This is a genomic window from Candidatus Sulfuricurvum sp. RIFRC-1 (assembly GCF_000310245.1).
Taxonomy (GTDB): domain Bacteria; phylum Campylobacterota; class Campylobacteria; order Campylobacterales; family Sulfurimonadaceae; genus Sulfuricurvum.
In genome coordinates this window covers 692,053-707,588 of record NC_020505.1, presented here as the reverse complement: position 1 = coordinate 707,588, position 15,536 = coordinate 692,053, and the positions used below count along the sequence as shown (strand labels likewise).

Sequence of the window (15,536 nt, the reverse complement as noted above, 5' to 3'; positions counted from 1 at the left end):
CACAAATTGCTTAAGCGTGATTCGTAAAATGCTACTCTTGACAATAAGCGATGTATCCTACATCTTTGATGTTTTTGATATTAAGATCGGGGCATTTTTTACGAAGTTTGACCATTATATTACGTAGGGATGCTTCATTATTCGTTTCGGTATTACCCTCTTCATCGTAAAAAAAAGTCTCATATCCCACGGAGTATCCAATGTTTTTAATAAGAAGACCTAAAACCCTCCGCTCGTTTTTTGAAAGTTCCAGAAGAGTTTTATTCTTAAGAATCAGCCCTTCTTTATCAATGGTATATTCAAGCCTATTTTTAGCCGATTTATTAGGGGTAGATATCAACTCCGTAGCCACTTTATCAAGAGCTTGTTTAAGATCAATCGGAGATATCGGCTTGATGAGATATTTGCTCATATCAATCTCAGTCGCTTGCAATAACAACTCTTTTTCGGAGTGAGCCGTTAACATAATGATCCGTGTTCCTGCATCCTCTTTTCGAATTCTTCGCGCTACTTCCAAGCCATTTATTTTTGGCATATTGATGTCAAGTATGACCACATCAGGCATATAGCGGTTATATAATTCCAGCGCCTCTTGACCATCGGATGCAGAGTAAACGGCTTTAAAGTAGGATTCAAAATACTCATTCATTTTTGCTTGCACGTTGTTCTCGTCTTCCGCATAGAGAAGAGTATATTCACTCAAATTTTCTCTCACAATATCCCCTTTTTTAACGTAATAGTAAATTGTGCACCGCTGTGCGTATTTTGAACGGCTATCAAACCATCCATATGTTCTTCGATAATCATTTTGCAGATATAAAGTCCCAGTCCACTGCCGCCGCAGTGATGTTTCGTAGAGTAATAGGGTTCAAAAATACGGTGGATATGCTCATCGGCGATCCCTCCGCCGTTATCTTCAATGATGATAGTAATCTCCTCAGGATACTCCGCTACGGAGAGAAAAATCTTTTTATTTGGGATATTACGCTGTTCTAAAATATCTACGGCATTGGTCAGTATGCTGATAATAACTTGAATTAGTTCATTTTTATAGAGAGACAGGGTGATCTCATCGGCTTTCTCAAAACAGACGATTATATTCTTAGTAACACTACTGAGAAGGTTCAATGAATAGGTGAGAATATCGTTGATATTTACCGTTTCCGTTTCGTTGTCTTTGCGAAAGAAACTTCTAAAGTCTTCGATGGTTTGAGACATATGACCCGTTAGATCGGTCGCCTCTTTAATCGTCTTTTCCAGATACTTTTCATCCAGTTTCCCCAGTTCATAAGCTCGGTCGATAGTCAGTAAAATCGCATTAATGTTCATAAGGGGTTGACGCCACTGATGGGCGATATTATCGATCATCTCCCCCATCGATTCGAGGCGACTTTTATGGGAAAGCTCTTTTTCGGATTGCATCCGTTTTTTTAGCTCTTCTTCCACTTTTTTGAGCATTTCGATGGTTGCATTATTGATGACTGCAACTTCATTTTTCCCCTCCATAGGGGCGATCTCCATTTTTACCCCAGGCATATAAGAACTCAGCGTTTTCGTAAGATTTTTTAGCGGCTTGATTGAAAAATGGATCAGTAACATCAAAATAATCATCAGTCCGATAAACAAATATAACATATGGATCAAAAATGAGTTATACGCATCAATCGTCGTGTACAAAAATTTGGAATGGGTGTAATGAATGGTGATAAAACCTGAAGACGTCCCTAATAAACTGTCATGCATTTCGATCTTCAACTCTCTTGATGACTCATCAGTATCGATATGTCTCTGTTGCGACGCTTCATAAAACGGTTTCATTGCTGTATCGCTCAATGTTACCTTAATGATTTCAGAATTGGTATCAAAAAGCTGTTTGATGGCATTTTTATAGCCGCTTTCGAGTCCTAAAGCATAGTTGATACTGATAGCAGGCTCAACAGTTTTCGCAATCGAAGCAAACTTTTCATCTTCCAATAGAGTGAGTTGTCTATGGACGGTCTGATAATTTTGATAGCTAAAAACAGCCATAAATATCATCATGACTAAACTGATGCTAAAAATTATTTTGAAAAAAAGCGACATATTTTTCATTTTATTTTCGCTATCTTGTAGATTATATTATCTAAGACTATATCGCTTTGTTTCAGGGCTTCCATACTTATGTAGAGGGAGACTTTATCACTTACATACAAGCTCATCAACGTTCCGTAATCGAGATAGTTACTCTCATACGCAAAGGTGATACGGGAGTTTTTTTGTGCCGTTTTATTGACGTTGATAATATTTTTTTTATCTCCGTAAAGTTCATAGTAGGCAGTAGTATCTTCTGAGGGATCAAAATCTCTGTACTCTTTTAGTACAACCTGAAGAGGGTGCTCTTTTAGAAAAGGATAAAAGCGAATCATCTGCGTCTTAAGTTTGTTGGCAACATTGATATCTTCATCAGAGTAAAGAACGATTATCTTGACACTCCCGTTGACTAATTTATTTTCGATTTTGGTATCACTGAGGAGTATTTTAGGAAAAATTTTAGCATGCATATCGATCCTACTGCTATTATATGGCTCAGCAAAAGCGCCTAAAAACAGAGATAGGAACAGTATTATAAGTCTCATGCACAAATGCATTTGGGGAGATTTGAAAGAGAATTTAGGTTTTTAATTGATTTCATTGCAACAAAATTGTAACCTAATTTAGAGATGAAGAGCAACTACAACTATAAAATTTTAAAAATCATATTGTAAATTGGCATAGACAACTCTTCCTTCTCGCTGCATCGGTGAGACATTTATCCCGGAAGAGGGATAATAATAGGTCGTATCGAATACATTTTTAACGATAAACGCTGCGGTTAAATCTTTTGAAAACCGATACTGCAGTGTTGAGTCCACAAGTAAAATATCATCGATCTCTCCGTTGTATTTAGCCAACTCTTTTTTACCGTAGTATCGTGCAACATTACTCCAGTTCAGAGAGGACATTACCGGATAAATATAGGCCGCATGAGCCATAACTTGTGAAATATTCGGGTTGTCGATTTCAATATTTGTTCCGAGATTGACATTTGTATATTTATATTGCGTATAACTACCATTGAGCATAAGTTTCGAGCGATTTTCAAACTCTTGGGTATATTCCAATTCAAGGCCATGGCTATAACGATGTTGTGCGTTGTTGTGATAAATAAACTGATTATCAAAAGTGGCATCAATCGCATTTTTATAAATGGAATAGTATATGTTGGCTCTCAGTGTCTGATTGGGCTTGGTGTATACATACGCCGCCTCGTAAGTATCGACACTTTCAGGTTTAAGTGCAGGGTTTCCGACATAGATTCCCAAATGATTGGTCAAATACGCCTCCGTGTACGATGGTGCACGATACGCTCTGGAAGCTATAAGCTTATAGATGTTTACATCATCTTCTGAATAGACCAATGCCCCGCGCCAACTGAGCATGGAGTTAAAATGCTCATAATCATCAAGCCGAACATTGAGTGAAATATCTAGTACATCACTGGCATGATACAGCTCTTGAAAATAATACGAGAGCAATCTTTGCTTCTCGCTGGGTAGCGTATAAAAGCTTCTATCACCGCTGAGTGTCGTAAGCTGTGTTTGATTAGCCCAATACACTCCAGGAAAAAACGGATCGGGAACACCGATTTGGCTAATAACATCAACATTGGTCGCATAGTGATTTTTACTCAAGTCTACATATCCGGCATAAACACCGATTTTAAACTTGTGATTGTCAAACTGCTCATTTTCAAGGGCAACCTCCGAATAGGTCGTTTGCATCGTATGCTGCATATTAAAATGAGGATTCGTCAAACCGACCATATTGGGCTCGATCTGATAATAGTAGGTATTTACCTCATAGTGATCCTGCAAAACTCCAACATCCGCTTTAAGGGCAAAATCATCGGAGAGCTTAGACTCGTAGGTGAGCTGTGCGGTTGCCGTGCGGTATTGTGTGTACCCATTATCATCAAAATCCAACACACCAAAAAAACCGTAGTAATTTTGAGAGTGTTTTTGAAAATAACGAGAGGTAAATGTCCACTCATCATTATGGGCAATAAGCCCGAAGCCGCCCTCTTTTAACCCCTCGCGTGATATTTTTTCACCGCTAAAAGTACCGTTAACCCCATACATCGCAGGCAATGGAGCGGATAATAGTGCCACCGGTGCATTAGGAGCATCTACCGTCCGCTCATGCTTTTTATAATAGGTATCAAAGCCTATGTCCCAACCGCCGACTTGCGTATGTAAGAGAGCTGATCCTTTACGATAATTAAAACTTCCGGATTCCACATTAACGCTGTTATTGGCACTTTTGATAGCCGATTTCGTGATGACATTAACCGCGCCTAGAAAGGCACCTTGTCCGTAGATGGCAGATGCTCCACCACGCAAGACTTCTATTCGATCAATGAGTTCAATAGGAAAATCTCCATAGTAGTTATAACTGAGGTCTACACCGTCAATAAAATATTTCATTTTGATGGAGACAAAATTATTGGGCTCACTCGCCCCTCTCGTGATTACTTTATTATTTCCGGAGGATGACATCGACGTTTCGATTCCGGGGACAAACTCAAAAGCTTCATTGAGGGTTCTAACGCCCATTGCTTGCAAGTCATCACTGTAAAGCACTGTGAGAACAGAGGGTTGATGATCGATGTTGATGTTGGTCTGAGTCGTGAAATTGCTCACTTCTTTAAAAAGTGACTCAAAATCACTTTTTTCTTGCGCAAAAAGAGAAACCGATGTTAATAAACAGCAAACAATTTTTTTATACATCATTTTTTCTCTTTCTGGTTATTTCAAACACACTTAAGTCAGAACAGACTCGTTTTATAATAAAAAATAACAGTTCATTTAATGCAGGAATAATAGTTAATATTTACTTAAAATAAGCATTTATTATAAATAAATAAAAAATTCTTTTTATTTGATGATACTCCGATGATACTTGGCCTGTATGATTCATCCCGAAATTTACACCGGAGAGTACAATGAGACCATCCAATAACTATCGCAATGCATTTCGCATTCTAAAAGGGGGGAAAATTTCCCTCGTTGTTTCTGCACTGGTAGCCGGAAGCACCATGACGTTCGCTTCACCCAGCGGCGGAGTAGTGCAGACAGGTACGGCAACCATCAGCCAAAGCGGTTCGATAACCAACATCGACCAAAGCACCCAGCGGGCGTCCATCAACTGGCAAAGCTTCAGTATCAGTTCTAGCGAAACGGTCAATTTCAATCAACCCAACAGCTCAGCCATTACCCTCAACCGTGTTGTCGGAAATGAAAACTCGGTAATTAACGGTGCATTGAATGCAAACGGGCAAGTATGGATTCTAAACTCCAATGGTATCCTCTTCGGTAACGGTGCTTCGATCAACACAGCTGGCCTTGTTGCCAGCACGATGAACATGAGCGATCAAAATTTCATGAACGGCAATTTCACTTTTGAATCTACCGGAAGTACCGCAAGCGTTATCAACATGGGAACCATCCATGTTACCGATGGTGCCTATGTCGCTTTGCTCGGTAAAGAGGTAGTCAATCAAGGACTTATTCAAGCGACTATGGGGACAGTAGCCCTTACAGCGGGAGATAAAATCAGCCTCAACTTCAACGGCGATTCACTGGTAGGTATCGCGATCGATCAAGGGACACTCAATGCCCTTGTGGAAAATAAAGGGGCGATCATCGCCGATGGCGGTAGTATCTTCCTCACCACCAAAGCGGCCAATGAGCTGATCAACGGTGTGGTCAACAACACCGGACTCCTTCAGGCGCAAACCCTCGATGACGTGACCGGACATATCGAAGTGTATGCCCACGGCGGAACGGCGAATATCGGCGGAGAGATCAAAGCGGGGGGCGGTTTCGTAGAGACATCAGCTGATGTGTTGAGCGTAGCCGAGGGGACAACGATCCACGCCGGAGAATGGCTAATCGATCCGCTGAACGTCACGATCGACGCCGCAATGGCAGCGACACTGGAAGGGCAATTGGCCTCCGGCGATGCCACCGTCACCACCAGCGTTACCGGAACAGATGCAGGTGATATCAATGTTAATTCGGCGATCAGCTGGAATGCAAATACCCTAAACCTCATTGCGGATCATGATATCAATGTCAACGCCGCTATGAGTGCCACCGGAACGGCGAGACTTGCGATGAGTGGAAATGTGAAAGTGGGCTTGAGCGACACCGGATTCACCGGAAAAGTGGATATGGCAACCGGCACGTCATTGAGTATCAACGCTAACGAATACACCATTATCAATACCCTTGCAGACCTTCAGGGGATCGGGAACTATAACAGTGGAAAGTATGTATTGGGGAGCAATATCGATGCCTCCGCAACAAGCACGTGGAACGGCGGTGCCGGTTTTCAATCGCTCTACCAATTCAACGGCAAGTTTGACGGTCTCGGGCACACGATCACCGGCTTGACGATCAATAATGGCGGCGGTTATTATGTCGGTCTGTTCGGAACTACCTATAGCGCCGATATCCGCAATATCGGAATGATCGATGAAAGCGTTACGGGTTATTATGCGGTCGGGGGACTGGTCGGATACGGCAACTCTAACACCCTCACCAACAGCTATGTCACCGGAGCGATAAACGGAGCAGGCGTCGTTGGCGGACTGGTCGGATACGGCAACTCTAACACCATCACCAACAGCTATACCGCCGGAACAGTAACCGGTACCAACACTGTCGGCGGATTGGTTGGGAATAGTGATAATAGCACGATCTCCGACAGCTTTATCAAAGAGAGTGTGATTATCGGGAGCAATAATGTCGGTGCGTTAATCGGAAATGGCTATAACAATACGGTCACCAACAGTTTTTACAATATCGACGGAACAACCGTCAACGGTGTCCATACTCTGGGTGCTTACGGTATTTACGACGCTCAGTTTAATGACTGGATGGCAGGCTCACGACTCTCTCTTTCGGCAGCGACCTATCTGGGTGCGGCGGATGCCAACGGCTACTATTCGATCGACTCATTGAGCGATCTGAACAACATGCTGGCATTTGCCTATACTGCTGGGCTGAAATTCAAACTCATGAACAATCTCACCCTTGCCGCAGGGTGGTATCTCCCTGAACTGCACGGGATATTCGACGGTAACGGCAAGACGATTTCGGGGCTTAATCTCCAGCTCTCTAGTGATAATGTCGGTTTTGTCGGCAGCCTTGTAAACGGCGAAATCGACAATCTTACGATTGCCGACGCGGCAGTCTCAGGGAATTACAATGTCGGCGGATTGGTCGGATACAGCATCGGCGGTACCATCAAAGGGAGTAGCGTCAGCGGAACCGTCAGCGGTATGGGCAGTGTCGGCGGATTGGTCGGATACAGCGATGAGGGGAGCGTTATCAGCAACAGCAGCGCGAGCGCTACCGTAACCGGCACCGACTGGGATGTCGGCGGATTGATCGGGTACAGCTATAATAACACGATAACCGGAAGCCACGCTAGCGGAACGGTCACCGGAGTTGGCGAAGTTGGCGGATTGATCGGATACAGCGATGGCACCACCATCAGCGACAGCTACGCTACCGGAGCGGTAAACGGTGAACGTTATCTCGGCGGATTGGTCGGATACGCGTACGGCTATATCGATCAAAACTATGCCTTGGAAGTCAGTGTGGATGGTTTGACACCGCAGCAGGTTACGGATGCTCTTGCGGCGTATCAAGCGCGAAGCGATGTCCAAGCCCTCCTCGCTCAGGGGTATTCACTCCATACGTACAGTAACGGATCATACTATGAGGCCTATGTGTACAAAAATGTTAAGTTTGGGGAAATCTCCAACTCCTATGCGACCGGAGACGTCACCGGCACCCGTTATGATATCGGCGGTTTGGTCGGATACAGCGATGGCGCCACCATCAGCGGCAGCTACGCTACCGGAGCGGTAAGCGGTGATAGCTATGTCGGCGGATTAATCGGAGAAGCGTACGGCTATAGTGATCAACTTTCAGCCTTGGAAGTTACTGTGGATGGTTTGACACCGCAGCAGATTGCGGAGGGCCTTATGGCGTATCAAGCGCGAAGCGATGTCCAAGCCCTCCTCTCTCAGGGGTATTCACTCTACACGCAAGAGGGTAATACCTACTATAGCGCCAATGTGTACAAAAATACTCAGGTAGGGACTGTCTCCAACTCCTACGAGACAGATGCTGTTAATGGATCAAGCGATGTCGGCGGATTGGTCGGATATAGTTATGGCTCAGACATCAGCGGCAACTATGCCAGCGGAGCCGTCACCGGTACCAATAATGTCGGCGGATTAGTCGGAACGATGAGTGGTTATAGCGATAATACTAATACGTTGTATGTCTATAATGGTGGTTTGACGTCACAGCAGGCTACAGACGCAGTTGCGGCGTATCAAGCACGCAGCGATGTTCAGGATTTCCTCGCTCAGGGGTATACCCTCTATACTTATAACGGAGGATCATGGTATCAGGCGTACGTAACTCAGCATACTCTCGTGGGGAGTCTCTCCGATTCGTATGCGACCGGGCCCGTTAACGGAGTATCCGGCGATGCGATCGGGGGAATTGTCGGTGCGATAGACGGTGCCATAATCACCAATACTTACGCAGCGGGGACGATCACGGCAACCGATGCGACGAATGTCGGCGGAGTGATCGGAACGATAGACAATTCTACGATTACCGACAGTTTCTATGATAAAACCCTCAATCCAACATTAATAGAAGACGCAATGAATGTCGGTAAAACTACAGCTGAACTGCAAACGCAAAGTACATTTAGCAATTGGGATTTAAATACGGTCTGGGGACTGGACGGAGCCAAAAACAACGGATATCCTTATCTTCAATGGCAGTCTCCTGCGACAGAAACGACAAATCAAGATCTCGAAAGCGTGATTACGTCAATCATCAATGAAAATGAAATTAACACTGAATCTCCAAAAACAATTATAGCAATGGGGACCCCGATCACCGAAACATTTGAGGGGAGAGATTCTCTTATTCAACTGACTGAGGGAGGAGTCAATCTCCCTGAAGGTATTGCGCAGGAGTATTTTGCAATGAATGAATCTAATGGGCAAAACAATGATATGCATACCGATACGGTATTCAACAAAAAGTCAAAAAAAGGGGCTAAATAATGCATAAACTGATCACTCTATCACTGGCAACTACTTCTATATTACTTGCAGCAGCGCCTATTGTTCCGAATATCAGCGACGTAGTACGCGAAACAACTCTGCCAAAAGGGATTGAACCCAAAAGCGAACCGCTCATCGAAATCGGAGGAACCGAGAAATATACTCCGGCCATGAAAGATGACAAAAGCGGTAAAACCGTACGGGTAAAAGCTTTTAAAATTACCGGTGCTGTCCATATGGATGTGAATAAACTCCAATCACTGATTGCCTCCTATACAGGAAAAGAACTTACTTTCGTACAGCTTCAAGAAGTAGCATCGATTATTACTAAAGCATACCGTGATGAAGGATATTTTGTCGCCAGAGCCTATATCCCGGTCCAAAATATGCAAGAAGGGATGATCGAAATCGCAATTATTGAGGGAAACTACGGTGAGGTTAAACTCGACAACACCTCTCTCGTCAAAGATTCAGTTGTTCAAGAAATGCTCGATAATGTTAAAGATGATAAAATCGTCAACACTGACACAGTAGAGCGTGCGTTGCTCATCATCAACGAGACTCCGGGTGTCAAAGTAACCCAAGCGAATGTCATGCCCGGTTCAAAAGTCGGGACCAGTGATTTCGTCATAAAAACTGAACCAACTGCTCGCTATGACGGATATATCCTCGGAGATAATTATGGAAGCCGCTATACCGACTATAACCGCCTGATGGCAGGGCTTAACCTAAACTCTCTCGCCAACATCGGAGATCGGCTCAGTATGAGTGGATTAGTCAGTAACGGTTCAGACTTAAAATACGGTAAACTTGCCTACAGTGCGCCTCTAATGCCAAACGGTCTTCGCGGAGAGCTCAGCTATTCTGCAACCGACTATAACCTCAAAGAAGAGTATACCTATCTGGATGCTGAGGGTAAAGCACGGATTATGGAAGCCTCACTTTCTTATCCGATCATCCGAACACGTGCCGAAACACTGAAACTCACTAGCAATATTGCACAAAAAGATCTGAGCGACTATCAAAGCGGAAGCCTTGTCAACGATAAAGACATTACCGTTTTTACAATCGGACTGGCGCATACGAAAAAACAAACTCTTTTGGGGATGAGCACGCAAACCAGTACAGGGGCAACGCTGACATCGGGTAATTTGAAATTTATGGACGAAACGTCAAAAGCCACAGACGCTGCAGGAGCAAACACACAGGGTCGATATACCAAGATTGAAGGCTATGTAGGAAATACGTTGGCATTCGATCAAGAATTGTCACTCGATTCAACCCTAAAATTCCAAAAAGCGCTAGGAAATAAAAATCTCGATGGAAGCGAAGATTTTAGTCTCGGGGGAACAAGCGGGATCAAAAGTTATCCTACTTCCGAACTCAATGCTGAAAATGGAATTATGGTCAATATGGAACTCTTTAAAATGCTCCCCGCTTTTAACAACGTCACTCATAAAGCGGGGCTCTTCTACGATATTGGAAAAGCATCGATGAGTGATAGTAGTAAAGATACTACGTTTCAAAGCCATACCCTTCAAGATATCGGTATAGGCTATTATGCCTCGTATGAAGGGTTTTTTGCTAAAGTAGAGCTTGCCCACATCATCGGCGGCGGAACGGTCACCAGTGAACCTAGCTACACTAATAAACTTCTCGTTCAGCTAGGCTGGAGCTTTTAGGCTCCAGTCCCCCTTCTCAATCTATCCTTAATCCTTTAATGCATTTCAAAAATTTGTATCCGCACAACTGAATATTTCTAAAAGTAAAACAAAAAGTCTAGTACTAGATGATTGTAGAAGAAAGTAAAAAATAAAGAGCGAAATAGCAGTACTTTTCCCGCCGAAGCGAGAAGGGAAAAAAAGAACGGGTAAAACTTACCCTTTAACTTTCGCTTCGATCGTCGCAACAATACTTGGATCTTCAAGCGTTGAGATATCTTGCGTGATTGCTTCGCCTTTCGCGATAGAGCGAAGGATGCGGCGCATAATTTTACCCGAACGTGTTTTCGGCAAGCCCGGTACGAAAACGATATCATCACAAATTGCAATGTTACCGATCTCTTTCATGATCACTTTGTTGATCTCTTTGACCATCTCCATCTCTTCACCGACGGTGTCATCACTTTTGAGGACGATGTAGGCAAAGATACCCTCACCTTTGATATCGTGCGGTTTACCGACAACGGCGACTTCCGCGACGTTCGGATGTTTTTTACATGCCGCTTCTACTTCAGCGGTTCCCATACGGTGACCGGAAACGTTGATAACATCGTCCGTACGTCCTGTGATGGTGATGTATCCGTCTTCGTCATAGATTGCACCGTCACCCGTGAAGTATACCGGTTGTCCCTCTTTTTTAACATCCCCGAAATACGATTTCACGAAACGCTCAGGATCACCCCAGATGCCGCGAATCATTGACGGCCAAGGACGGGTTACACACATATACCCCGGCTCGCCCGCTGCGACTTTGATACCCGTTTGAGGATCAAGGATCTCAGCGATAATACCCGGAAGCGGGAACGTTGCACATGCAGGTTTGATCGGAGTCGCACCCGGCAATGGAGAGACGATATGTCCCCCTGTTTCCGTTTGCCAGTAGGTATCAACGATCGCACATTTGCCGCCTCCTACTGCCTCATAGTACCATTTCCATGCCGGAGGATCGATCGGCTCACCGACGGTTCCGAGGACTTTAAGAGAGCTGAGATCGTATTTTGCCGGCTCATCTTCACCCATTTTGTGCAACACGCGGATTGCGGTCGGAGCGGTGTAGAATTGGTTGATTTTATACTCTTCGACCATTTTCCACGGACGTCCCGCATCCGGATAGGTCGGTACACCCTCGAACATCACCGTTGTCGCACCCATCGCCAATGGTCCGTACACGATGTAGGTGTGTCCAGTAATCCAGCCGACATCTGCCGTACACCAGTAGGTATCGTTCTCTTTGACATCGAATACCCATTCCATCGTCATTTGCGCCCAAAGGATATATCCCGCACTGTTGTGTTGAACCCCTTTTGGTTTTCCGGTAGAGCCTGAGGTGTAGAGGAGGAACAACGGATCTTCGGCATCCATCATTTCCGCTTCACAGATGCTTGATTGATTTTTGATGAGTTCGTTGTACGAGTAATCGCGTCCTGCTACCCACGTAATATCTTCATTATTTCTCTCAACAACGAGTACTTTTTGTACCGGAGATTTTTCATCGATTGCTTGATCCACAACCGGTTTGAGCATGTACGGTTTGTCTTTACGGAATGCTCCATCGGCGGTGATAACCACTTTTGCCTCGGCATCTTCGATACGGTCTTTTAACGCTTCAGACGAGAATCCGCCAAATACGATCGAATGAATCGCACCGATACGGGCACACGCGAGCATCGCATACGCCGCTTCAGGGATCATCGGCATATAGATAACAACACGGTCACCTTTTTTGACATGAAACTCATTTTTAAGAAGGTTTGCAAATTTATTGACGTTGTAATAAAGCTCAAGATAGGTAATAATTTGTTTGTCACCACGGTCACCTTCGAAAATGATCGCCGCTTTATTTTTGCGTGAGCTGAGATGACGGTCGATACATTGGTGAGCAACATTAAGTTTTCCGTTCACGAACCATTGGTAAAACGGTGCATTGCTCTCATCGAGAACTTGGGTATACGGTGAAAACCAATCGATTTTCTCAGACGCAAAATGTCCCCAGAACCCCTCATAATCCTCTTGTGCCCATGTTTGCAAATCATGGTATTCACACATATTTTTAATTCGGGCATTTTTAGCGAACTCGCGGTTCGGCTGAAAAGTTGGTTTTACGATATCACTCATAGTTAAGGCTCCTTAGTGTAGTTTAAGTGTATTTTTTAATTTAATGTAGACCATTGCGGTCATTATCGCGTCATTCAATGCGTTATGCTGTCCCATCCTCGGGATTTTCAAATCACGGAGGATTGTATCAAAGCGCAAATCAATATTTCCTTGAGGGATCAGGGCAATTTTTTTATCAAAATAAAGTCCGGAAACCTCGATCTGTTTATGGGGAAGTTCACACCCCAACCACGGCTTAATCAGACGATTCATCATCGCCATATCAAACTCTAAATAATACCCAACCAAAGGGCGATTTCCGATAAAATCGAGAAACTTTTTTGCCCCTTCCAAGGGTTCATGTGCGTGTTCCAAATCACAGGGACGAATGTGGTGGATTTTGATGCTTTCAACACTGATTTCTTTGTCAGGTTTCAAGAATATTTCAAAACTCTCGGAGGTCAAAATACGATCCCCTTTTACCTTTACCGCACCGATGCTGAGTACCGCATCTTTTTTGGTATTGAGTCCCGTCGTTTCGGTATCGAAAACGACTACTTCATCACCGTAGTAAGGCTCAAACATCCACGCATAGTTTTCGTCCTTCAATCCTCGGGCGTTCCATGCACGTATGAGTCGCTCGAACATCAGACCACCATACCCAAATGAAAATGGTAGGTGAGAAACTTTTTAAAGGTATTCACGATTTTAAATGCGTCTTTCAACAAATCCCTCTCTGCCTTACTCAGCAATTTCGGGTTTACATAATTTTGCTCTTCGCTCCCCTGCTTTTGTCCGAGAATAAATCGTAAACGGATGCTGAGCAACGTGTCATACGCTTCGATCAACTCGCTCGCGTACGCTTTGTCGAATAATCCTAGATTATTGAGTTCTTTGATCCGCTCGGTAGTATTGGTTTGAGTGATTTTATGCTCCAAAGAGAGGATGCGGATTCCGTGAACGATCGCAAAAATCCCCCCTTTTTTAATATCAAATTCACTTCCATGCTCGGCACGTCCCAAAACAAACCCTGAGAATAGACTCAAAGGAGTTTCAAAAGCCAAAGCAGCTTTGGCCAAATGGGCCATTACGTCGCTTCGACCCTCAAAATGCTCATTCAGGTAATTTTGACACTCACCCAAGAGTGTTTCATCCCCCGCAACGCAGTGAGCATCGAGAAAAATCGACAGCCCCATCAATGCCTCTTCGCTCAATGTATCGACCCAGTCGCTTATGAGATTTTTATATCCACCGACACTGCGTCGCCAGTACGGATTGGAAACCATCACATTACCGCTGCATTTTGGGAATCCCAATTGCAAAAGGTAGCCGTTTAACTGCATCATATACGGCTCAAATACCGCTTCATCTTCACCATCGCGAATAATCAAAGCATTATCCTGATCGGTTCGCAATATCTGCTCTCCGCGTCCTTCGCTCCCCATTACGATCAAAGCGCATTTATCTTGGAGTTCTGAGGGAACGACCATCTCGAAAACTTTGCGATACACTTTAGCGTTTAGTTCGCTCACGAGTTTGGAAACATACCGAACCCGCACCCCTTTGGTCGTTAGGGAACGGACAAGATGGGTCAATGAACGCTGTGCATTTTGGAGCTCATCGATACTCACCGCACGATCAATCGACGCAGCAATGAGATGGGTGTGGTTGGCAAAATGGCTGAGCAAATCTAGCTGCTCTAATATTCCGACAATTTCCTCATTTTCAACAACAACCAGCCGTTTAACTCCGTGTTTGGTAAAAAGAAGTAATGCATTAAAGAGAAAATCGCTCCGCTCGATACTAATCAAACCGAACGTCGCGATCTCGCCGATCGGATCACGACTGCTTTTATCCGCTAAAAGTACTTTTTCTCGTAAATTAGTGTCGGTAACGATTCCGACTCTCCCCCCATCACGAACCAAAATCACCTGCCCATTCTGATCCGCCATTTTTTGCAATGCTTCGCGGATCGAAGTCTCTGCATCAACGAAACACGGAGTATGAAGATAGATTTCATCAACACGGGAAACCATAAACGGTGTTAACTCATTTTGATGCTGACGCTCTTTTAGGTTTTGGTGTTTGGTAATGAAATCTTGCATGAAGTAGTTTTGAAACGGTTCGACGTCTTGGAGGAGATTGAGGAATGATTCTTTAGGGAGTTCATAACAGATGAGATCTTCGGCGACACTGAAGGTGCTTTGGGTATTTCCGTATATGAGGGAGTTGGCGTCAAAGCTGTCGCGCTCCCCATACACGTTTTGGAGTTCACCCTCGATGGTTTCGTTGACAATACCTTTGATAATGATATACAGGGATTCCGCCCTCACCCTCGGAGCGATCAGTACCGTTTCCTTGGGATAGTAGGCTATATCCATCTGGGTCATCAGCTGCTCAATCATCCTCTCGCCCAGCAGGTCGAAAGGATGGATCGACATCAAAAGTGCTTTTTGATCAAAAAGACTCAAGTGTGCTCCTATAATATTTTCCCGTCATTGCGGATCGAGTCCGCACTCTAATAAATTAGATCCTGAATC

9 protein-coding genes are annotated in these 15,536 nt (G+C 44.3%); 2 read left to right on the top strand and 7 right to left on the bottom strand.

Annotated elements, in window-relative coordinates; translation table 11 throughout:
- Nucleotides 1-31 precede the first annotated feature (31 nt).
- The 4 genes from B649_RS03695 to B649_RS03680 form a co-directional block, all read right to left on the bottom strand.
- A complete protein-coding gene (locus B649_RS03695) occupies nucleotides 32-715 on the bottom strand; it encodes a response regulator (protein ID WP_015653162.1) in 684 nt (227 codons plus the stop codon).
- Nucleotides 712-2,028 carry a HAMP domain-containing sensor histidine kinase gene (locus B649_RS12080; protein ID WP_291750931.1) on the bottom strand — a complete coding sequence of 439 codons (1,317 nt, stop codon included), beginning with the start codon at nucleotides 2,026-2,028 and terminating at the stop codon, nucleotides 712-714. Before B649_RS12080 ends, B649_RS03695 begins: the two co-directional genes overlap by 4 nt.
- A 59-nt stretch (nucleotides 2,029-2,087) precedes the next feature.
- Nucleotides 2,088-2,540 (bottom strand): hypothetical protein, encoded by a 453-nt coding sequence (locus tag B649_RS03685; RefSeq protein WP_015653160.1) that lies wholly within the window; start codon nucleotides 2,538-2,540, stop codon nucleotides 2,088-2,090.
- A 186-nt stretch (nucleotides 2,541-2,726) separates the two neighbouring features.
- Complete coding sequence (locus B649_RS03680) at nucleotides 2,727-4,808, bottom strand: TonB-dependent receptor (protein WP_015653159.1); 2,082 nt, start codon at nucleotides 4,806-4,808, stop codon at nucleotides 2,727-2,729.
- A gap of 212 nt (nucleotides 4,809-5,020) precedes the next feature.
- Here B649_RS03680 and B649_RS03675 point away from each other — a divergent pair, with 212 nt between their 5' ends.
- A complete protein-coding gene (locus B649_RS03675) occupies nucleotides 5,021-9,181 on the top strand; it encodes a filamentous hemagglutinin N-terminal domain-containing protein (RefSeq protein ID WP_015653158.1) in 4,161 nt (1,386 codons plus the stop codon).
- Nucleotides 9,181-10,863 (top strand): ShlB/FhaC/HecB family hemolysin secretion/activation protein, encoded by a 1,683-nt coding sequence (locus B649_RS03670; protein ID WP_015653157.1) that lies wholly within the window; start codon nucleotides 9,181-9,183, stop codon nucleotides 10,861-10,863. The genes B649_RS03675 and B649_RS03670 overlap by 1 nt, the downstream gene beginning before the upstream one ends.
- A 195-nt stretch (nucleotides 10,864-11,058) precedes the next feature.
- Here the strand turns inward: B649_RS03670 and acs are convergent, their stop codons facing one another.
- Genes acs through B649_RS03655 form a run of 3 tightly spaced genes read right to left on the bottom strand, consistent with a single transcriptional unit; the run spans nucleotide 11,059 to nucleotide 15,467 of the window.
- On the bottom strand, nucleotides 11,059-13,017 hold the full coding sequence (acs, locus tag B649_RS03665; protein ID WP_015653156.1) for an acetate--CoA ligase: 1,959 nt from the start codon (nucleotides 13,015-13,017) through the stop codon (nucleotides 11,059-11,061).
- Nucleotides 13,018-13,029: 12 nt separating this feature from the next.
- Entirely contained in the window at nucleotides 13,030-13,644 is a 615-nt protein-coding gene (locus tag B649_RS03660; protein ID WP_015653155.1) for a 3'-5' exonuclease, read from the bottom strand.
- Nucleotides 13,644-15,467, bottom strand: a complete 1,824-nt coding sequence (locus B649_RS03655) for a putative nucleotidyltransferase substrate binding domain-containing protein (protein ID WP_015653154.1) — start codon at nucleotides 15,465-15,467, stop codon at nucleotides 13,644-13,646. Before B649_RS03655 ends, B649_RS03660 begins: the two co-directional genes overlap by 1 nt.
- Nucleotides 15,468-15,536 lie beyond the last annotated feature (69 nt).